This is a genomic window from Thiomicrorhabdus hydrogeniphila, assembly GCF_054656895.1.
The window spans coordinates 1,523,475-1,544,115 of record NZ_BAAHXL010000001.1 but is presented as its reverse complement, the minus strand read 5'-3'; the positions used below and the strand labels follow the sequence as shown (position 1 = coordinate 1,544,115).

At 37.0% G+C, this 20,641-nt stretch carries 19 protein-coding genes and 4 tRNA genes; 10 read left to right on the top strand and 13 right to left on the bottom strand.

Annotated elements, in window-relative coordinates; translation table 11 throughout:
• Positions 1 to 160: 160 nt before the first annotated feature.
• Complete coding sequence (locus tag ACYQ0E_RS06985) at positions 161 to 2,314, top strand: RelA/SpoT family protein (RefSeq protein ID WP_460187522.1); 2,154 nt, start codon at positions 161 to 163, stop codon at positions 2,312 to 2,314.
• 194 nt (positions 2,315 to 2,508) lie between these two features.
• Here ACYQ0E_RS06985 and ACYQ0E_RS06980 read toward each other — a convergent pair.
• The 6 genes from ACYQ0E_RS06980 to ACYQ0E_RS06955 all read right to left on the bottom strand — a co-directional run bounded on the left by ACYQ0E_RS06980 (position 2,509) and on the right by ACYQ0E_RS06955 (position 6,102).
• Positions 2,509 to 2,584, bottom strand: a tRNA-Glu gene (locus tag ACYQ0E_RS06980).
• 118 nt (positions 2,585 to 2,702) lie between these two features.
• Positions 2,703 to 2,777 (bottom strand) — tRNA-Gly (locus ACYQ0E_RS06975).
• 4 nt (positions 2,778 to 2,781) lie between these two features.
• Positions 2,782 to 2,857 (bottom strand) — tRNA-Glu (locus ACYQ0E_RS06970).
• 93 nt (positions 2,858 to 2,950) lie between these two features.
• A tRNA-Ala gene (locus tag ACYQ0E_RS06965) sits at positions 2,951 to 3,026 on the bottom strand.
• A 486-nt stretch (positions 3,027 to 3,512) separates the two neighbouring features.
• Positions 3,513 to 4,925, bottom strand: a complete 1,413-nt coding sequence (gene gltX / locus ACYQ0E_RS06960) for a glutamate--tRNA ligase (protein ID WP_460187521.1) — start codon at positions 4,923 to 4,925, stop codon at positions 3,513 to 3,515.
• A 109-nt stretch (positions 4,926 to 5,034) separates the two neighbouring features.
• Positions 5,035 to 6,102 (bottom strand): SLAC1 family transporter, encoded by a 1,068-nt coding sequence (locus ACYQ0E_RS06955; protein WP_460187520.1) that lies wholly within the window; start codon positions 6,100 to 6,102, stop codon positions 5,035 to 5,037.
• Positions 6,103 to 6,344: 242 nt separating this feature from the next.
• On the opposite strand from ACYQ0E_RS06955, the gene ACYQ0E_RS06950 reads away from it, so the two are divergent.
• From ACYQ0E_RS06950 to ACYQ0E_RS06935, 4 genes are all read left to right on the top strand, one after another.
• Positions 6,345 to 7,373, top strand: a complete 1,029-nt coding sequence (locus tag ACYQ0E_RS06950) for an SLAC1 anion channel family protein (RefSeq protein WP_460187519.1) — start codon at positions 6,345 to 6,347, stop codon at positions 7,371 to 7,373.
• A gap of 63 nt (positions 7,374 to 7,436) precedes the next feature.
• On the top strand, positions 7,437 to 9,254 hold the full coding sequence (locus ACYQ0E_RS06945) for a M61 family metallopeptidase (RefSeq protein WP_460187518.1): 1,818 nt from the start codon (positions 7,437 to 7,439) through the stop codon (positions 9,252 to 9,254).
• An 11-nt stretch (positions 9,255 to 9,265) separates the two neighbouring features.
• Positions 9,266 to 9,493 (top strand): SlyX family protein, encoded by a 228-nt coding sequence (locus ACYQ0E_RS06940; protein WP_460187517.1) that lies wholly within the window; start codon positions 9,266 to 9,268, stop codon positions 9,491 to 9,493.
• Between the two features lie 180 nt (positions 9,494 to 9,673).
• A complete protein-coding gene (locus ACYQ0E_RS06935) occupies positions 9,674 to 10,192 on the top strand; it encodes a hypothetical protein (protein ID WP_460187516.1) in 519 nt (172 codons plus the stop codon).
• A gap of 178 nt (positions 10,193 to 10,370) precedes the next feature.
• On the opposite strand, the gene rluB is transcribed toward ACYQ0E_RS06935, so the two are convergent.
• The 4 genes from rluB to ACYQ0E_RS06915 are packed head-to-tail and all read right to left on the bottom strand — an operon-like array spanning position 10,371 to position 13,538.
• The gene (gene rluB / locus ACYQ0E_RS06930; RefSeq protein WP_460187515.1) at positions 10,371 to 11,294 is read right to left on the bottom strand and encodes a 23S rRNA pseudouridine(2605) synthase RluB; all 924 of its coding nucleotides are present in this window, start codon (positions 11,292 to 11,294) and stop codon (positions 10,371 to 10,373) included.
• Positions 11,295 to 11,340: 46 nt separating this feature from the next.
• Positions 11,341 to 11,994, bottom strand: coding sequence for a site-2 protease family protein (locus ACYQ0E_RS06925; RefSeq protein ID WP_460187514.1), 654 nt, complete (start codon positions 11,992 to 11,994; stop codon positions 11,341 to 11,343).
• Complete coding sequence (locus ACYQ0E_RS06920) at positions 11,991 to 12,614, bottom strand: L-threonylcarbamoyladenylate synthase (protein WP_460187513.1); 624 nt, start codon at positions 12,612 to 12,614, stop codon at positions 11,991 to 11,993. Before ACYQ0E_RS06920 ends, ACYQ0E_RS06925 begins: the two co-directional genes overlap by 4 nt.
• 48 nt (positions 12,615 to 12,662) lie before the next feature.
• Complete coding sequence (locus ACYQ0E_RS06915; RefSeq protein WP_460187512.1) at positions 12,663 to 13,538, bottom strand: PHP domain-containing protein; 876 nt, start codon at positions 13,536 to 13,538, stop codon at positions 12,663 to 12,665.
• Between the two features lie 71 nt (positions 13,539 to 13,609).
• Between ACYQ0E_RS06915 and ACYQ0E_RS06910 the strand changes: the two genes are divergently transcribed.
• The 5 genes from ACYQ0E_RS06910 (at position 13,610) to ACYQ0E_RS06890 (ending at position 16,653) form a co-directional block, all read left to right on the top strand.
• Positions 13,610 to 14,245 carry a septation protein A gene (locus ACYQ0E_RS06910; protein ID WP_460187511.1) on the top strand — a complete coding sequence of 212 codons (636 nt, stop codon included), beginning with the start codon at positions 13,610 to 13,612 and terminating at the stop codon, positions 14,243 to 14,245.
• Positions 14,246 to 14,248: 3 nt separating this feature from the next.
• Positions 14,249 to 14,557 carry a YciI family protein gene (locus ACYQ0E_RS06905; protein ID WP_460187510.1) on the top strand — a complete coding sequence of 103 codons (309 nt, stop codon included), beginning with the start codon at positions 14,249 to 14,251 and terminating at the stop codon, positions 14,555 to 14,557.
• Between the two features lie 42 nt (positions 14,558 to 14,599).
• On the top strand, positions 14,600 to 15,061 hold the full coding sequence (gene lexA, locus ACYQ0E_RS06900; RefSeq protein ID WP_460187509.1) for a transcriptional repressor LexA: 462 nt from the start codon (positions 14,600 to 14,602) through the stop codon (positions 15,059 to 15,061).
• Between the two features lie 11 nt (positions 15,062 to 15,072).
• Positions 15,073 to 15,570, top strand: coding sequence for an asparaginase domain-containing protein (locus tag ACYQ0E_RS06895; protein ID WP_460187508.1), 498 nt, complete (start codon positions 15,073 to 15,075; stop codon positions 15,568 to 15,570).
• Between the two features lie 192 nt (positions 15,571 to 15,762).
• Positions 15,763 to 16,653, top strand: a complete 891-nt coding sequence (locus ACYQ0E_RS06890) for a DMT family transporter (protein WP_460187507.1) — start codon at positions 15,763 to 15,765, stop codon at positions 16,651 to 16,653.
• A gap of 69 nt (positions 16,654 to 16,722) precedes the next feature.
• Here ACYQ0E_RS06890 and yjgA read toward each other — a convergent pair whose 3' ends face one another.
• From yjgA to ACYQ0E_RS06875, 3 genes are all read right to left on the bottom strand, one after another.
• A complete protein-coding gene (yjgA, locus tag ACYQ0E_RS06885; RefSeq protein WP_460187506.1) occupies positions 16,723 to 17,268 on the bottom strand; it encodes a ribosome biogenesis factor YjgA in 546 nt (181 codons plus the stop codon).
• Positions 17,261 to 19,288: an NAD-dependent DNA ligase LigA gene (ligA, locus tag ACYQ0E_RS06880; RefSeq protein WP_460187505.1), complete on the bottom strand. Its 2,028-nt coding sequence runs from the start codon at positions 19,286 to 19,288 to the stop codon at positions 17,261 to 17,263. Before ligA ends, yjgA begins: the two co-directional genes overlap by 8 nt.
• Positions 19,289 to 19,395: 107 nt before the next feature.
• Positions 19,396 to 20,478 carry a cell division protein ZipA C-terminal FtsZ-binding domain-containing protein gene (locus ACYQ0E_RS06875; protein ID WP_460187504.1) on the bottom strand — a complete coding sequence of 361 codons (1,083 nt, stop codon included), beginning with the start codon at positions 20,476 to 20,478 and terminating at the stop codon, positions 19,396 to 19,398.
• Between the last annotated feature and the right edge of the window lie 163 nt (positions 20,479 to 20,641).

Genomic DNA, 20,641 nt, shown 5'->3' with positions numbered 1-20,641 from the left:
ACTTAAAAAAATTAGAGCACATTATCGCATTGCGCACCTCTTTAAACCAGAGCATTTACTTCTGCTTGTTCAATAATAAAATCTTTTACTATAAATACTGAATTTTACTGCGCAAAACTCGCTAAAATATATCGATTATTTCCAAAGTTAGTATTTATCAATGTATACGGTCGAATCTCTATATAAAGAAATTTTTTCTGATTTCAATTTAACCAAAGAACAACAGAAACGTTGTGAGTTTGCGTGCTCGATGGCAATCGAATCTGAAGCTTTGCCAGAAAAAAGCATGGTAAGAAGTCTTCAGGTTGCCAAAATTTTAGCGCATCTTAAATTAGACGATGAAACTTTAGTAGCCACTTTAATCAGCGATGCAAACCTTGAAAGCCTTTATCCGCTTGAAAAAGTAACCGAACACTTTGGTGCTGCAACGGCTAAATTGGTTGATGGAATTCGAAAACTAAACAAATTCAAAGATTTTGATTTAGAGCGTAAATCTGACGAAGTGCAAAACGAACGTTTGCGTCAGATGTTATTAGCTATGACATCTGATATTCGCATTATGATTGTTAAGCTTGCTTATCGTATTGGCCGTTTACGCATAATTAAAGATGAAAGCGAAGAAATACGTCATCAAATTGCGGCAGAAACGCAACTTATATTTTCCCCTCTTGCCAATAGACTTGGTATCGCCCAGCTTAAATGGGAATTAGAAGACCTGTCTTTTCGCTATCTTCATGCTGATGAATACAAAAAAATAGCTAAGCAATTACAGTCAAAACGTTCTGAACGTGAGCAATATATTGAAGCTGTACTTGATACCATTAAAGGCATGCTTGATCAAAACAGTATTAAGGCAAAAATCACAGGTCGTCCAAAACATATATACAGTATTTGGAAAAAAATGCAGCGCAAAAACCTGCCTATTGATGAACTTTATGATTTAAGAGCCGTAAGGATTTATGTTGACAGCGTACAAGTTTGTTATGAAGTATTAGGGTTGATTCATAGCCGTTGGAACTACGTTAGAGATGAATTTGATGACTATATTGCCACGCCAAAAGAAAATGGCTATCAATCTATTCATACCGTTATTATTGGCCCTGAAGGTAAAACTGTAGAGATACAAATTCGTACTGATCACATGCACCACAGTGCAGAATATGGTATTGCAGCACATTGGCGCTATAAAGAAGGCGATAAAACTGGATTTGATGTCAATCTAGAAAGAAGTATTTCTAACGTTAGGCAAATCCTTGAAAACTCTGATGATCCAGATATTTTTAAAGAGATTAGCACTGAATTACAGAGCAAACATATTTATATCATGACGCCTAATGATGAAATCATTACGCTTAGACAAGGCGCTACGCCGCTTGATTTTGCCTACCAAATTCATACCGAGCTTGGGCATAGATGTCGTGGTGCAAAAGTGAACGGTAGAATTCAGCCGTTAAGCTTCACTCTTAAAACCGGAGATAAAGTTGAAGTGCTCACCATTAAAAATGGAGAGCCTAGTCGTAACTGGTTAAACCCTAACCTAGGTTATTTAACCAGTACCAGCGCAAGAAACAAAGTTAGAAACTGGTTTAACAAACAAAATAAAAGTGAAAACACTACTACTGGTGAACTGTTATACAACCGTGAAATCAAACGTTTACATGCAGAATCAATTAACCCTAAAAAAGTGGCTAAACGCTTTAGGCATGATAGTACCGATACTTTTTTTGAAGACATTGGTAAAGGCCGAATTAATGAACGCCAACTAACCAGTGCAATACAATCACTCTTAAAACCTGAGAAAACACAGTCTAAACAACAACGTACCTTCACTTTTTCAGAGAATACTAATCTTGAAGATGCTAAGGCGTATGTTATAGGTGCGATTCACCTATCTACCAATATTGCACCTTGTTGCTCACCAAAGCCGTTTGACGATATTGTCGGTTATGTTACTCGTGGTCGAGGAATTACTGTTCATAGACACGACTGCCCTAATATTCTTAATCTTACGCACGATGAGCAACGTCGATTAATAGAAGTTACCTGGAATAAAAACCAAGCTGAACAACCAAGCTTTATGGCTGAACTTGAGGTAATTGCGTTTGACCGTAAAGGTCTGCTCAGAGATGTAATGGCTACTTTAACCACTTTAGATATCAATTTAATCGCATCTAATACTAAGACAAATACTCAAGAAAACAGTGTCAATATGTTGCTTACCTTAGAGTTAGATCATAGTACCAATTTGGGCGACCTTCTGGACCACATTGAAATTATTCCCAACATTGAATCTGTTTCAATAAAAACCGAATAATATTAATGCGTTAAGATATAAAATAAATACTACTTCTATATATCTATATTCAAATAAAACACCAAAATTACCAGGCCTGTCCCCTCTTTACATAGAGTGGAATTGCTTGGTTTTTTATTTCCAATATTTTAATGGTTAAAATTTAGACAATAAAAAACCCACTAACGACAAGTCATTAGTGGGTTTATTATATATGGCGTCCCGTAGGGGAGTCGAACCCCTGTTACAGCCGTGAAAGGGCCGTGTCCTAGGCCTCTAGACGAACGGGACAGATTGTTGTTAACTCTAAAGAGTTAACGAGTGTTCTAATACACTTAAAAATAAGTTTAAAAGCATATTAAAGTCTGTTGATGATTGTTATGGCCTAGGTCATCAACACACTTAAAACTGGAGCGGGAAACGAGGATCGAACTCGCGACCCCAACCTTGGCAAGGTTGTGCTCTACCGCTGAGCTATTCCCGCAAATTGGCGTCCCGTAGGGGAGTCGAACCCCTGTTACAGCCGTGAAAGGGCCGTGTCCTAGGCCTCTAGACGAACGGGACACACATGGTGATAAAAAAATATAATCTTTATCGGTATTGCCATCAGTTAGCAAACCCGGCCTAGTGGGTTTCTAATGGACTAAGTTATCAACTTGGTGGAGCTAAGCGGGATCGAACCGCTGACCTCAACACTGCCAGTGTTGCGCTCTCCCAGCTGAGCTATAGCCCCTCGAGCTGATGGGTGCGTATTATATAGTGTTGCCGCTTTTCGTCAAGCTTAAATTGTAAAAAAGATGACACTTTTTTGAAAATAAACCCCTGCAAGCCCTAAGTGATTGTTTATTAGCTTGTAGAGCCCAAAATCAAAGTCTATGAAGAGTAAAATTTACCCCTGGAATTCAGGTGTAACAATCAAAAAATCTGTCATAAAGTGCTTACTAGATTAATAATTAGAGAAAGCAAAATGCCCATGATCTTCCCGGTTGGTTAAGCAAATGCAATTAACATTTAAATATTTTGATTCTGTTTACTAGACTAAAGATGCATAAATTAGTTTTAAGTTTACTTTGCATGATAATTTTACACATTTACCAGTGTTTTGGCCCGCTTTGAAGTTGATTGTAAAAAATGAACATAAAAAAACCGTTTAGCTTATATAAGTTAAACGGTTTTCAGTTTTATCAATGTATCAGGCAAAACATTAAGGTTTTAGAGATTACTGTGCCTGTTTACGCTGCTCAACAAATGCTAAGGCCATTTTAATACGCTTTAAACAACGATCTTGACCTATAAGCTCTGCCGTAGCATCTATAGCTGGTGATTGACCACCACCGGTAATAGCTACTCGTAAAGGCATACCTACTTTGCCCATACCAACTTCAAGTTCAGTTGCAGTGTCGTTAATGGCATTGTGAATATTCTCTGCTGTCCATTGGCTAATAGCTTCTAGTTTACTGTAAGCCAGTAGCAATGCGTCTTCTGCAACAGGGCGTAGATGTTTTTTAGCTGCGCCCTCTTCAAATTCCTCAAAGTCTTTATAAAAATAAACTGCACCGTCAGCCATTTCAACCAATGTTTTAGCACGATCTCGTAATAAATCAGCTACGTCCACTAATGCAGGCCCTTGGTTTAAATCGCAACCACGTTGTGCAACAAAAGAAGATAAATGCGTTGCTAAATGTTCAGCATTAGCCATTTTAATGTGTTGTTCGTTTATCCAGATCAGTTTAGCTGTATCAAAAGTAGAAGGCGAACCGTTAACAGAATCCAAGTCAAAGTATTGCACCATTTCATCCATTGTAAAGACTTCTTTATCGCCGTATGACCAACCTAAGCGTACTAAATAGTTAAGTAATGCTTCTGGTAAAAAACCTTGCTCTTTATATTGTAAAACACTTACCGCACCATGGCGTTTTGACAAACGGCTACCATCTTCGCCTAATACCATTGGGATATGTGCAAACTTGGGAACTTCAGCACCCATTGCTTTATATAAATTGATTTGGCGTGGCGTGTTATTTAAGTGGTCATCTCCACGAATAACGTGTGTCATTCCCATGTCCCAATCATCAATTACAACGGTTAGATTATAAGTAGGCGTGCCATCTGAACGGGCAATGACCAAATCATCTAATTCTTTATTGTTAATCGTGACGGTACCCTTAACCAAATCTTCAATGACCACATCACCATCTATTGGGTTTTTAAAACGAATAACCGGTTTAACGCCTGCAGGAGGTTCGCCAGTAAAGTCACGGTAACGACCGTCATAACGTGGTTTTTCACCAGCGGCTTTTTGCGCTTCTCGCATTTCATCAAGTTCTTCTGGCGTTGCATAACAATAGTAAGCTAAGCCTTTATCAAACAGCTCTTGAATCACTTCTTTATAGCGTTCAAAACGATGCGTTTGGTAAATAGGCCCTTTGTCATAATCTAAACCTAACCAACTCATTCCTTCTAAAATAGCATTTACCGATTCTTCTGTTGAACGTTCTAAATCGGTATCTTCAATGCGAAGAGTAAATTCACCGCCTTGTTTTTTGGCGTAAAGCCAAGAATATAGGGCTGTTCTAACGCCACCAATGTGTAAATAACCTGTTGGACTAGGGGCAAAGCGAGTACGAATCACAAGAAGACTCCAAATTTAGATAAATCAAAAAAAACAGTATTATAAACCTTGCAGCCAGTGCGTAAAATTGAAAATTTACTTTAAAGCCGTAAAAATTAGGATTTAGGCTTTATTCTTCTGTTTTTACATTAACGGAACGCACGCTGAGTTTAAATAACCAAAAGGATAAAAGCAGTATAAACACAATCAGTGAAACAAAAATTATGACACTAAAAATAACTAACCAGGTGCTTTGCATGGCATAAGCTAAATACTGAGCCGCTAGACCATACGCGGCTAAAGGGTACACAAATGACCACCCTGCCATACTTAAACCACTTCCTACAAAAAATTTAAAGCTTAAAAGCCAAGCTATTAACATAGTGCTTGCAAAGGAAAAGCTTAACCACGTTACAAGCCCAATGGCTTGTTCATGCACGCTACCGGTTAACATATAGTTATCAGATAAGAGTAATGAAGCCACGCAGGCTAATGAAGACGGAGCTAAAAAAATAAATAAACTTGGTCTTAATTGCGTTTGCAACATGCTATTAAAAATTAATCGATAAAATAATGTGCTTGAGAAAACAACCCAAAAGAATAAACCTATTGCATAAAAGAACATCGACAACTCATACAGAATGCTATTCGTCGTGACAATAAATTCACTGTTTAAGGCGATAACAATAATAAAGTTACCAGATAATAAAATATACCAAGTAGGTTTATGTTGATTAAGCGTTAGCTTTTCATCAAACAGCCAACCATTGATTAAAAACACATTTAATAATAGATGAAGTGCAGCAACAAATAACAGTAATAACAATAGAACAAACTGTGATGAATAATGCCATGATAATTCTGAACTAGAATCTGCAACATGTTGATTTATATTTAGAACTTGTGCAATACTTAGGATAAACAATACACTCGTTAAGGTAATTGCTGGTAAAAAAGAACGCCTAAACGGGTCATACCATTCTTGAATTAATGTATCTCTATTTTTCTTGCCGACCAAATGCCAAATATAATGAACCATTACAACCGTAAAACTCACCCACCCCAGCAATAGTAAAACAATTGAAAAGTCATATTTAAGCTGTAAAAGCGTTATTAAATGTTGGGCATTTAGGCCTGCTCCTAACAGCCCCATTGGCAATACAAAATACCCAACACTCGGAAAATAACTCAATCGCATGCTAAAAAAATGACCTTTAAAATTTTAATAATTTTGAATTTACAATAAATACGTTAGGGTTGCGCCTGTAAATAAACGTACTAAAACCTCAAGTATAAAGAGGTTTGAGCCCAAGAATATTTAAAAACCAACAGAGATCTGTCTTTATTTGATTTAAGTTCTTTATAATAAGGCTTTAAATATAAAAAATAGTTAAAAAACAGCTAAATTTTGAAAAAGCATTATGCAGTAAGGAAGGTTTCATGTCACAACCATCGACAGAAGAACAAAATACTAGGCCTGTTGAGCGCAGCACGGCGTTTTTTCCCATTACTATTTTTGGTGCAGTCATGGGGTTTAGCGGCTTAACGCTCAGCTTAAAACAAGCCCATGAACTACTAGGAATTTCTATTTATATATTTTATGGTTTTGCATTATTAACTACACTTGTTTTTGTACTGTTTTCAATTGTGTATTTGATTAAATTAATAAAACACCCTAAATCTGTAATTGCTGAATTTAACCACCCTATTACCTTACATTTTTTTCCAACCTTTAGTATTAGCTTACTGCTTCTCAGCTTAGTTTATTTAGATATGAATTATGATATTGCGCGTGTCATGTGGTTTTTAGGTGCAATAATGCAATTTTTATTGTTGATCTTTATCTTAAATATTTGGATTCATCACGAAAAATGGCAAATAACGCATATGACACCGACGTGGTTTATGCCCGTTGTTGGCGCCATTGTTGTGCCTTTAGGAGCTGTACATTTTGTTGACATGGAAGTCGCCTGGTTTTTCTTTAGCACCGGGCTGGTCTTTTGGATTATTTTAAATAGCATTGTGATGTATCGTTTATTTTTTCATCCGCCAATTATGAAAGTATTAGAACCTACTCTTTTTATCTTAATTGCTCCACCTGCCGTTGGATTTATAGCTTATATGACATTAAGTGGTATGGCTGGGGTCGATGAGTTTGCTCATATTCTTTACTACATTGCACTATTTTTAGTGATTATGCTAATGGTACAAACACCGCGTTTTATAAAAGTGCCTTTTTCAATTTCATGGTGGGCTTACACTTTTCCATTAGCGGCTTTTTCTTTAGCCAGTTTTATTATGTTTGAACAATTACATAAAGTCTTTTTTAGCTATATAGCCTCTTTAACATTAGCGGTACTTTTAGCTCTTATCGTACATTTAAGCATTAAAACCATTATGGCCATAAAAAACAAAAAGCTCTGTGTGCCACCTCAAATCACACCAAGCCCAGAAACGTCACCCAAGTGAAATAAGCATGATGTTTCCAATATATTTAATAATCAAAACACTAAAAAAGATAAAGAACATACTATGATTCAGTACAACATTACCGCCCTAGACGCTAAATCTCATTACATTAAAGTCAGTTTAAAAATAGATAAGCCAACCCAACCGCAACAATTACTGCGTTTACCTAACTGGATACCAGGAAGCTATTTAATAAGAGATTTTGCCAAACATATCAATGATATTAAGGTAATTACATTACAAAATGAACTCATAGAATTAAAAACGATAGATAAATCTAACTGGGCGTTTAGTTGTCAGCAAGCGGTAACTGTTGAATATACAATTTACGCTTGGGATCTATCTGTTCGCGGCGCACACTTTGATGAGTCACACGCCTTTTTTAATGGCACATCGGTCTTTTTAGAAGTGGTAGAACAAGCTGACCAGGCCTGTGAAATTCAAATTTCACCCTCTGATATTACTTGTCAAAACAATTGGAAAGTGGCGACAGGCATGCCTGCTAAAAAGATTGATAAACATGGTTTTGGGCTTTATCAAGCCGATAATTACGCCTCATTAATTGACTACCCCGTTGAGATGGGGACTTTTCATGAAATTAATTTTGAAGCTTGTGGCATTCCGCACAAAATGGTAATTACAGGTATTTTTGATTGTGATGATGAACGTCTAAAACAAGACTTAATCAAAATATGTGAAACTGAAATTAAGCTTTTTGGTGAACCTGCTCCAATGCAAGATTATCTTTTTCAAGTTATGGTAACCGGCAGTGATTACGGCGGTTTAGAACACCGAAATTCAACCGCATTAATTTGCAGTCGAAATGATTTACCTTACAAAGGTATGCAAAAAGCCACGGATGGTTATTTGCAATTTTTAGAACTCTGTAGCCATGAATACTTTCATACTTGGAACGTAAAGCGCATTCAACCCAAAGTGTATCAACAAAGTGATTTGCAGACACCCGTTTATACCAATCAACTTTGGTGGTTTGAAGGCGTTACCTCTTATTATGATGCCTTAATTTTGCTAAGAGCAGGTCTAATAGACAACCAAACATATTTAGATTTATTGGCTAAACAAATGACTCGCGTTTACAGGATGCCTGGCCGTTTTAAACAGTCGGTTGCCGAGTCAAGCTGGTTAACGTGGACTAAGTTTTATCAGCAAGATGAAAATGCGCCCAATGCCATTATTAGTTATTACACTAAAGGAAGTCTTATTGCTCTAGCTCTTGATTTAACCATTAGAAAACAAACTCAAAACGCAAAGTCTTTAGATGATGTTTTACTCCATTTATGGAACCATTTTGGAAAACAAGGCATTGGAATTGAAGACGGTCAAATTGAGCAAATATGTTCTGATGTAGCTGGTGTGCCTCTAAATAGCTTTTTTGATGCTTATCTGTTTGGCACTGATGATATTCCTTTTGAATCATTATTTGCTGACTTTAATATTGATTTTAGTTTACGTGCATTAACGGGTTTGGATGACCTTGGCGGGCATATTACTGGTATTACGGATAAAGAAGAGTCTGATAATACTGAATTAACCTTACCTAATCATATTGGTGCTAACTTAAGCAATATGCCACAAGAACGATTAAAAGTGACTCATGTTTGGAATGACCAAGCGGCTTACCAAGCGGGCTTATCTGCCGGTGATGAAATCATTGCGATTAACGGCTTAAAAATGAGCAATAAATCACAATTAGATATGCTTTTAAAACGTCATGATTCAACTTTACCGTTACGCTGTTTCTATTTTAGACGTGATGAACTTAGAGAAACCGTTATTCACTTGCAAAAACCCAATAAAGACCGAGTGTCTTTATGTGAACACAAAAATGAACAATCAAATAACCTTCATTGGTTAGATTAAGAGTAATTAACATGCAAAATACGCTACCTGAAGAGGTCTTTAAACGATTAGATGCTTTAGAAATGAATCAAACATTTCATGATGAAAATATTCAAGCATTAGAAAAGACAATTGCGATACAACACCAAGAAATACAATTATTAGAAAAGAAATTGGGACTGTTAAGTGAATATTTAAAAAGCTTAAAACAAGACATGATTAAAGACCCTAAAGATGAAGTACCTCCACCCCATTATTAATTAAATTTAGTTTTGTCGTTAAGATACATTCATTACAATATTAAAATGATTAGCAAGCTTATTTTTAAGCTTTAATGATAGAATCAACTTATGAAAAAATTAATATTTATCGTCATCGTATTTTTTGCCTGGAAACATTTCTACTATGTTGGCAATGCCCCTGATTTAGGCCCTGGAATAATGGCGGCAGGATTGCCGTTTCAAACTCAACCTCCGGTTTCAACCTTTAGACGTGATGAATTTATCTTTTCGCCTTTTTCAGAATATGAGGTAGAAGCCCGGGTACTTTCAATCAAACGTTATTATTTTGATGAACAAGCGAGATTATCACCTGCCGATTTTGTTTTAGGCTGGGGCAAAATGTCGGATTCGTCGGTTACTGATGATATTGATATAACACAAGATGATCGTGATTATGAATGGGAATCAGATACGATGCCTATCAGTAAAGATGAAATTAATAACAACTCTATAAATATGCATATTATTCCTGAAAATGAAAAAATTGCTCACAGACTTAAAGAAATTCGCAATGGTGATCTTATTCAAATTAAAGGTTATTTAGTGAATGTTCGTAGTACAGCAGGATGGAAATGGAATAGCTCAAGGTCTGGTTCATCAAATTATGATTTAGGTGGTGGATCAGATAAAATTTACTACGTTAAAGGTGTTCGTATCGTGGATCCTTATGAAAACTGATTTTTTATCAATTCATTAAATACCAATAACTTACCATGATTAATTATAGTGTTTATAAATAAAAATAAAGATTATAAGTTCAAAAAAAAGCTTTTACCAGGCCTGGTAAAAGCTTTTTTTATTTAAAACATCCATCCATTTTGTAATCTTAATAATCGTATTTTTAACCGTTTATTAATTAACGTCGTCTATTATTTGGTCGTTTACTCTTACCTTCACTCAAGTCATGGATAGTGCGCTTACTCGATGGTTTTCTGGCAACAGGTTTAGCCAATGAGTTCATGCGTTTTTTCTTTTTATCGCCTGCTTGATTAGTGCTTCTTAAATCAGGACGCGCTTCTTCTTTAAGATCAACCGACTTTAGTAACTGGTTAATTTGTTTCCAGGTTAACTCTTCTGTTTTACCTTTTCTCAAGCTTCTAGGAATGGTAAATTGGCCATAACGAACACGATGTAGACGGCTAACTTTAACCCCAACGGCTTCCCAAATACGTCTAACTTCACGGTAGCGCCCTTCTTTAATCGTTACCTTATACCATTTATTAATAGATTCACCTTCAACCGAAGTTTGCATTTTAGTGACTTTATTAAAACTCGCGGGGCCGTCATCAAGCTGTACACCTTTAACCACTTGCTTTAGTGCTTCATCGCTGACTTCACCAAAAACTCTAACGGTGTATTCACGCTCTACTTCATAAGATGGGTGCATCATGCGATTTGCCAATTCACCGTTATTGGTTAATATCAGTAAACCACTGGTATTTAAATCTAAACGCCCAATACTAATCCAACGACCATTAATGACCCTAGGTAACTCTTCAAAGATGGTTTTACGCCCTTTTTCATCACTACGTGTACACAATAACCCTTCAGGTTTATTGTATAGAATCACTTTAGTAGGTTGTTTTTGTAAACGCGTTTCTTTAACGGCTTGGTCACGTACTTTAATTTTATCTAACGGCGTCGCTCTTTCACCTAAAGTAGCAGTGCGACCATTGATTTTAACAAGACCATCTGTAATTAGGGTTTCTACAGAACGTCTTGAGCCGAATCCTGCTCTAGCTAAGATTTTTTGAAGCTTTTCGCCTTCAGGTTGATTCATAAAATTCTCTTTTTATATGTTCAGTGTGCTGTTTATTTATCTGTATTTACAGACCAATAAAACTAATAATCACATCTCTAATGGCAATATACGGGCCCATTAATATTGGGCTTAATACACCTAGAAGCATCATGCCAATAAGTATAAAAAAACCATAAGGGGCAATTTGATTATATTGCCATGCTAGTTTTTTAGGTAAAAAAGCCGATAAAACACGACTGCCATCCAGTGGCGGAATGGGTATAAGATTCAATACCAATAAAATCAAGTTAATACTGATACCTGCAAAGCCAGTGTAAATTAAATAGGTACCTACATCAGGTATTGAGGTTTGCAAAATAGTACCTGTTTTAGCAATAATCGCCCAAAACACAGCCATTAAAAGATTGGCTGCGGGACCAGCAACAGCTACTTTTGCCATATCTGCGGCTGGGTTTTTAAAATTACGGGTATCAACAGGTACAGCTTTTGCCCAACCAAAAACAAACCCACCCATAACTAATAACGCGATGGGAACAACCACGGTACCAATAGGGTCAATGTGTTTAATTGGGTTTAACGATAAACGCCCTAACATCAAGGCTGTTTGGTCACCTAATTTAGATGCCGCCCAACCGTGAGCAACCTCATGCAACGTTATAGCAAAAATAACTGGAATCGCCCAAATAGCGATTTGTTGCATGATATTGAGTTCGTTCATGAAATAAATTCTCCTTGACCCTGGCGTAGCAAAATAGGTTCTTCGTCAGTAAAGTCAATAATGGTTGTTGGTTCAAATCCACTAAACCCACCATCTAAAACAGCATCTAAACAATGAGAATACTCTTCTTGAATAGACCATCCATCGGTCATGGGTTGTGATTCACCAGGCATAATCAAGCTGGCCGATAATAACGGTTTATCAAAATAGGCCAGTAAAGCATTTGTCACCACATTAGGTGTTACTCTTAAACCAATCGTTTTACGTTTAGGTGCTTGTAAACGTTTAGGAACTTCTCTACTGGCCGGTAGAATAAACGTATAAGGGCCTGGCAAATGGTTCTTTAAATAGCGAAACTGGGTATTACCCACTTTTGCATATTCTGATAAATTGCTAAGATCACGGCACATTAAGGTAAGTTCATGATTAAGTTCAAGGTGACGAATTTGTCGAATTCGGTTAGAGCCTTCTTTATTGTCTAAAAGAGTCCCTAAAGCATATCCAGATTCAGTGGGATAAGCGATTACGCCACCTTTATTCAGGATGTCAACCACCTGTTGCAATAACCTTGCTTGCGGATTATCTGGATGAACACTAATGTAAATACTATTTGAAGCCACGATCTTTCCCGAAAATATAATAAAAAACAATCGAGAATTATACGCTATTTACGGTTTTGTAACACTATACTCAGAGTCTTTTAACGGTTCTTTAAACAGTTGCCAAACAGGTTGCACGGTTTGTGGCATAGGCGCTAACCAACCAAGCCCACGCCAAGAGTGTTCTAACCGGTGAAAATCAGAACCCATAGAGGCATAAAGCCCGTGAGTTATAGCTCTTTGAGCCATCCCGGTAATATTGGCAGAATGCCTGGGTTGGTTAACCACCTCGATCGCTTGACCACCAGCGGCTTTAAAATCAGTAATTAAGCGGTTTAATTTATTACTGGTAAATTTATAAATACCTGGATGCGCAATAACAGCAATGCCACCTGCTTGCGTTATCCAGTTAACTACTTTGGCTAATTCAGGCCATTGACTCGCTACATAGCCAACTTTGCCTTTTTTTAAATACCGTTCAAACGCTTGTTGGGCATTTTTAACCAGGCCTTCTTGCTGCAGTAACTGCGCAAAATGTCCTCGCCCTACAACACCGTCACCCACCACAGCCCAAAGCTTATCGTGCAGGTTTTCAATTTTAATATGTGGTTTATCACTCATTTTAGTCAACATTGCTTTAGCACGTTGTTCTCGTAAGGCTCTAATTTGCGTTAAACCATCTTGTAATGCCGTGTTTTTTAAGTCAAAATCTAAACCTACAATATGGATTGTATGGCCATTCCATTCACAAGATGCTTCTACTCCTGTAATTAACTGAATGTCGTTTTTACTTGCATAATCCAAAGCAATCTCATAACCCCTCGTAGTATCATGATCTGTAATTGCTAAAGTAGTTACTTCATATTTAACCGCTAAGTCAATGATTTCGTGAGGAGTTAGTCCGCCATCTGATGCGGTTGTGTGACAATGAAAATCAACTTTCATAATTTGAGCCTTTTAATCCTTGGCAAACCCATATAGAATCCTTTTAAATTAACATAAAAAACGCTAACTACATGAAATTATTATTTGACCTTTTTCCCGTTGTACTCTTTTTTATTGCTTATAAAATGTATGACATCTACACCGCCACTGCCGTCATTATTGTGGCTTCAATTGCCCAAGTGGCTTATTTTTATATGAAACACAAACGTGTTGAAAAAATGCACGTAATTACACTAGCGCTTATTCTTGTTTTAGGTGGCTTAACCCTTATTTTACAAGATGAGAATTTCATTAAATGGAAACCGACTATTGTTAACTGGGGTTTTGCACTGGTGTTTTTAGGCAGTCATTATATTGGTCAAAAACCGATTGTTGAACGTATGATGGGGCAAGCAATTGCTCTACCGGATGCGATTTGGATACGACTAAGCTGGTTATGGATTTTATTCTTTATTGTTTCTGGTATTACCAACTTATATGTAGCGTTTAATTTTGACACTGACACCTGGGTAGATTTTAAACTTTTTGGTTTAATGGGTATGACCATTGTCTTTATCTTAATTCAAGGTGTGTATATTAGTCGTTACATACAAGAGTCAGATTCTGATGCAGAACATGAAGCTCTTAAAGAGGGTCATACAGAAGATGAACTTATTGAGAATCTACAACATACAAAAACTGAAACACAAGACACTAAAAAGGATTAAACAATGCTTTACTCAATTTTTGCCTACGACGTAGAAAACAGTTTGCCACTCAGAGCCAAAGCACGTCCAGCGCATATTGCACGTTTAAAAGAGATGAATAACTGTAACCGTTTAGTTTTGGCTGGTCCTAATCCCGCAATAGATAGTAATGAACCCGGTGAAGCCGGTTTTACAGGCAGTCTAATTGTAGCGGATTTTCCATCATTAGAGGCCGCTCAAAAATGGGCTGATGAAGACCCATATATAGAGGCTGGTGTTTATAAAGAAGTACATGTTAAGCCGTTTAAACAAGTACTCCCTACTATTGAATAATAATTTAATCCATACTCAATTACCTTAACCAGAGAGATTGCCATGTCAAACCTAGCTTACTTAATTCCAAGACGAAATCAAAAGCTTCAATTACAAGCGGCTGATCCTGTTGAAATGATGGATATTGATTTTGTATCCATTCCTGTTTTAGGTTGGACATCGGCGGGTGAACCGATTCAAATGGAGATGGATTACGACACGATTTCAGTGCCATCCAGCATGGTTAAAAAAGAAACCTTTGCCTTAAGAGTCAAAGGGAATTCTATGATTGAAGAGAATATTGAAGATGGGGATATTGTTATAATTGAAAGACGCTCTTCTGCTGAAAATGGTGAGTCCGTTGTGGTTAGAATCAACAATCAAGAAGTCACTATGAAAAAACTGTTCATTGAAAAATCTGGGGTTCGTTTACAACCAGCCAATAAAGAGATGGAGCCTATTATTCTTAAAAATGAAGACATTGAAATTTTAGGTATTGTAACGGGAATTCTTCGTCAATCCTAAACGATGTAGTTATGAAAGAAATTCAACTTTTTATTACCGGCGGCACCCTAGATAAAGACTACCAAACCACAACAGGTGAATTAGTCTTTACACAAACGCATATTGAAACCCTGTTAACTCAAGCCAATTTAACTTTACCTATTAATATTGCAACCTTAATGTTAAAAGACAGTTTAGAAATGACTGATAGTGATAGAGAGCATATTTACCAGGCCTGTCAAAAGTCAAATGCCAAAAATATTGTGATTACCCACGGCACTGACACCATGGTAGAAACTGCGCAGTATTTACAACAAACCAATACTTTAAATAATAAAACGATTGTATTAACAGGAGCTATGCGCCCTTTTATGCTAGGTAATTCAGATGCCAGCTTTAATATGGCCAGTGCATTAATGGCAGTGCAATTAGCCTCTAACGGCATATTTATCGCCATGAATGGTCAACTGTTTAACGCTGGCTCAGTTCAAAAAAACCGAGAATTAGGCCAGTTTGAATCTCATAGTTAACCTTATTAAGTAATTCTTTTAAGTAACCTACTTAATTCGCCAATATCTTTCAGTTTATATCCAAACTCTCTACCTTAAAATTATGACTCTTTTTACCGCATCTATATAAATTAGGCGTATCATTACTCTTCGTTTTATCTACCAACAATACTCAAGTTAATCTTTTTACCCTATATTTAAGCGAGTCCCAACATGGCAGTTGTTTTTGCATATATTACCGTTGTTTTAATTTGGACAACGACACCTTTGGCGATTGTTTTAGGTGGGCAAACCGACTGGTTTTTTGGTGTTGCAGGTAGAACAGCATTAGCCGCAGTTTTAATTTTACCTATTTTTTTATGGTACAAAAAAACCAAGTTTCGGTTCGACTTTTCTGCAATTAGGCTGTATATATTTGCAGCATTTCCTATTTTTGGTGGTATGACATTAATGTACTGGGCAGGCCAGTATTTACCATCAGGTTGGATAGCCATTTTATTTGCCTTAACACCGGTAACAACAGGGATATTTGCCTATTTCTTACTACCAAATCAGCGGTTTACTTTTGCTAAAGTGACCGGGATTTTATTGGTTATGGCTGGAATGTTAAGTATATTTATTCCTAACTTACAAACTCATTTAGTTGGTTTTCAGGTTGCCGCTATTGGTGCGGCTATACTTTCTGTTAGCTTTCACTCTTTAGGTAGTGTATTGGTAAAACGGTGTGGTACTCATTTACCCGCTTTACACATGGTGGTTGGCGCTTTATGGGTGAGCGTTTTAGGTCAGTTTTTAATTGCGCCCAGTACGCTCTTTAATTGGCCACAGCTACAACAAATTGAGGTTTACGCCATCTTATATGCTGCCACCATAGGTTCAGTGGTGGGGTTTTTATTGTATTTTTATTTAGTTAAAAATGTTGATGCGATGAAGGTTGCTTTAATACCTGTTTTAACACCAGTATTTGCACTTTTATTTGGTCACTTTTTAAATGATGAAGTGTTAAGTTTAACGATTTGGTTTGGAACAGGATTGGTTTTAAGTGGTTTGGTATTATTTGAATGGCGTTTTAAGGTAAAAGCACCGCTTATAAAGCCTTTATAAGCAAGAGTACACGGTGTTGTTTAACAATTTACCAGGCCTGGTAAATTGTTAATTTTAGAAATATTCTTCTTACCAAGATAAGCTTTTAAGATACTTAAATATTTCACGAGAAGACTTGGGTGGTTTTGATTCTTTTAACTCTTTCTGAGCGTTGCGAATCCACTGTCTAAGCGATTGGCGATCTGCTTGCGGGTAAAGATCTAAAAACTCGACTAAAGCTGTATCTCCCTCTTCTATTAAACGGTCACGCCATTTTTCTAGTTTATGAAAATGGGCATTTTGTTGTTTTTTCTTAACTTCAATTTCAGCCAATTTATTTTTAATATCTATTAATAACGCTTCATCTTGTCTTAAATATTTGCCAATATACAATTTTTGACGTTTTAACGCTGGCCCTTTGTCCATACGTTTTAAGAGTAAAACAGCATCCATTAAATCCGTAGGCAGTTGCAGTTTTTTAATCTCGGTTTCGGTCATTTCTGCCAATTGCTCACCTAAATCCGTTACCGCTTGTGCTGCTTTTTTAATGTCAGTTCGGCTTTCAAACTCTTCTTGTTCCCAGTCTGGAATTTCTTTTTTAAGCTTTACTCGGTTTACATTACGTGGTCTAACCATTTATTTCTCCCATCATGGCAATCCATTCTGCCTCAGTTAATACAGAAATGCCAAGGGCTTCTGCTTTGGTTAATTTAGAACCCGCTTTTTCACCTGCTATCACAAAATCTGTTTTAGCGGAAACACTGCCGGTTACTTTGGCACCTAATAATTCTAATTGTTGTTTGGCTTCAGTTCTTGATGTTTGCAATAAAGTTCCTGTTAAAACAATGACTTTACCTGCAAATGCTGAATTTGTTTCTATCTTTTTATTTTCTGGTTTTGGCCAATGCACACCTGCCGAAAGTAAACCATTAATCACTTCTTGGTTATGTGGTTGTTCAAAAAAAGTAACCACATGTTGCGCCACTATTTCACCAACATCATCCACATCAAGTAGTTGTTCAGTGGTAGCACTTGCTATTGCTTCTAAACTTAAAAAATAGTTGGCTAGATTTTTAGCGGTAACCTCACCTACTTCAGGTATACCTAAAGAAAAAACAAAACGAGCCAAAGTGGTTTCTTTTGATTTTTCAATGGCATCAATGACTTTTTGTGCTGATTTAGTGGCCATTCGTTCAAGGCCAGACAAAGTTTCAGCCGTTAATTTATAAAAATCATCGGGGTGTTTTACCAGGCCTGTATCTGCCAACTGAACAATTAATTTATCGCCTAAACCAACAATGTCCATAGCTTTACGAGAAACAAAATGCTGCAAGGCTCTTTTGCGCTGTGCAGGGCAAAATAAACCGCCTGTACAACGGTAAACGGCTTTATCAAGTTCTTTTATAACTTGTGAATCACACTCCGGACACGTCGTGGGCATTTTAAACTTAATGGTTTTATCTGTTCTTTGCGATAACACAGGGCCAACCACTTCTGGAATAACGTCACCTGCTCGTCGTACAATGACTTTATCGCCAATTCTGACATCTTTACGGTCTATTTCATCTTGGTTGTGTAATGTAGCATTAGAAACGATAACCCCACCAACCGCAACAGGCTCTAATCTAGCAACGGGAGTTAAAGCACCTGTACGCCCCACTTGAATATCAATGCCTAATAAGTCGGTCCACACCTCTTCAGCGGGGAACTTTCTAGCAATAGCCCAACGCGGTGCTTTGGCAGTAAAACCCAGTGTTTTATGCGTGTTTAAGGCGTTAACCTTATAAACAATACCATCAATTTCATAGGCGAGATCATTGCGTTTCGCTAATAATTGATCGTAGTAATCAGACATACCCTGCACACCCTGCACGATTTGAGCATCTGGATTAACAGGCAATCCCCAAGTTTTAAATGTTTGAATCGCTTCATTGTAGGTCTCAGGTAATGACCAATCTTCACTGATTTGACCCCAACCATATAAATATAAACTGAGTTTGCGTTGTGCCGCTATTTTGGGATCTAGCTGACGTAAGGTTCCTGCAGCCGCATTTCTTGGGTTAGCAAACGGTTTTTCATTACGTTCAATGTATTCAGCATTAAGAGCATTAAACACTTTTTTAGACATAAATACTTCGCCACGTACTTCCAGTATCTTAGGCCAAGCGCCATTTGATAGTTTAAGCGGTACAGATTGCATGGTACGTATATTGTGTGTAACGTCTTCACCTACAACGCCATCACCACGAGTGGTAGCCTGTTTAAGAAGCCCATTTTCATAACGAATATTAATCGCCAAACCATCCATTTTAGGTTCTGCCGAAAATTCAACTTCAGCATCCGTTTGTAAGCGATCTTTAACACGACGTTGAAAATCAATTAAGTCTTCTTGATTAAACGCATTATCTAAAGAAAACATCGGCACAGCATGGGTAACCGATTCAAAATGAGATAAAGGGGCATCGCCCACACGTTGCGATGGTGAATCTTCTGTCACCCATTCAGGATATTGTTTTTCAATTGCAATTAATTGCTGATATAACTCGTCATACTGAGCGTCACTGACTTGCGGATTATCTAATACATAATAGGCATAATTAAGTTCAGTAAGTCTTTGTTTTAGCGCGTTAAGTTCGGTTTGAGTGTGCTGAGGCATGATGATTCTTTAAATAGTAAATAGAGTGCAATTTAACAGGTTAAATTCACCGTTATTTTTTTAAAAAATAACCTTATTAAAGTGAATATAAACCTGTTAAATGAATATTAAGCAATAGGAATAGACTCATAATCAAGCGCTGCATCACGCATAGATTGTAGGTCAGACTCTTTGATAAGTTGGCGTTCAGCGTTATATAAACGACCTTGTAAACGCTGTGATACTTTGCGTGCCATCATAATTAAATCATGCATTGCGGCTGGAGCTCTAACCGTGGTTGGCAATTCTAAAATCATTGCAACACCTGGTGTTGCATAGTTTTGTAGATTTTCTTGTGGGAATGACCCAGGTTCTAACATATTAGCAACCTTAATAAAGGCGTTGCCCATATTATCATTTTTAACAAAAATACCTTGTTCTGAATAGGTTAACCCTACCCCTAATAGAGCTTGATTAACATCCGTCATGGCAAATTCTTGAGCGGTCGTCATAACCAATAAAACATAGACTTCTGGCTCTTTATTAGTCGAAGATTTATAAGTTTTGGTTGTTTTCTCTTCTTCTGGAATACCAAAGGAAGGTTTTATAAAATCAGAAGAATTGCTTGAATCATCAATCTCACCCGTCATACCTGGATCATCCACCACCAACACATGGTGTTTGCCACCTGTTTTTTGTGGGGGCTGTTCTGGTGCTGCACTAAGATTTACTGATTCTTCAATGTCTGGGTTTGTGGTCATATTCATTGGAGCAAGATTTTCTTCAATATCTTGTTCACTAACTGATTGATCGGCCGTTTTTAAATCAAACTCTTCACCAAAAAACAATACTCCTTGATTTTGGTTGTAATCTTCAGTTTGATTTTGAAAATCAGCACTATTGTCTGTATTCACAACGCCTCTTGATTCTGTAAATCTACGTTCCGTTGTTTCAGATACAGGAATGTGTGGTGACCCTAGGTTATTAAGCGCTTCTGATGCTTGTTCTTGTGATTCATTTTGTTCTGATAATGGTATATCACCCAAGACCGGTTCATTATTATTTTGGTTTGCATGACTTGTCTGTGAAGACGTTTCATTTGATTTTTGAGCAGGTTTTTTTACTGTATTTTGACGGCTTCGGCTTAAAAAATACAATCCTGCAATGACAACAACAGCAAAGATTAATAGTACTTGTTGCAATTCATTCATTAAGTCAACTCCAAAAAACGCTATGTTATGACGAGGCATGATATAAATTGGCTTTAAAGGTAAACCAAAATAACGAGCCTAAATATTCGTCAAAACATCTCTCTCAAAATAAAAACGGTTATGAGACCTTTCACTAAGTAAGTAAAAGTTACGAGATATTTTC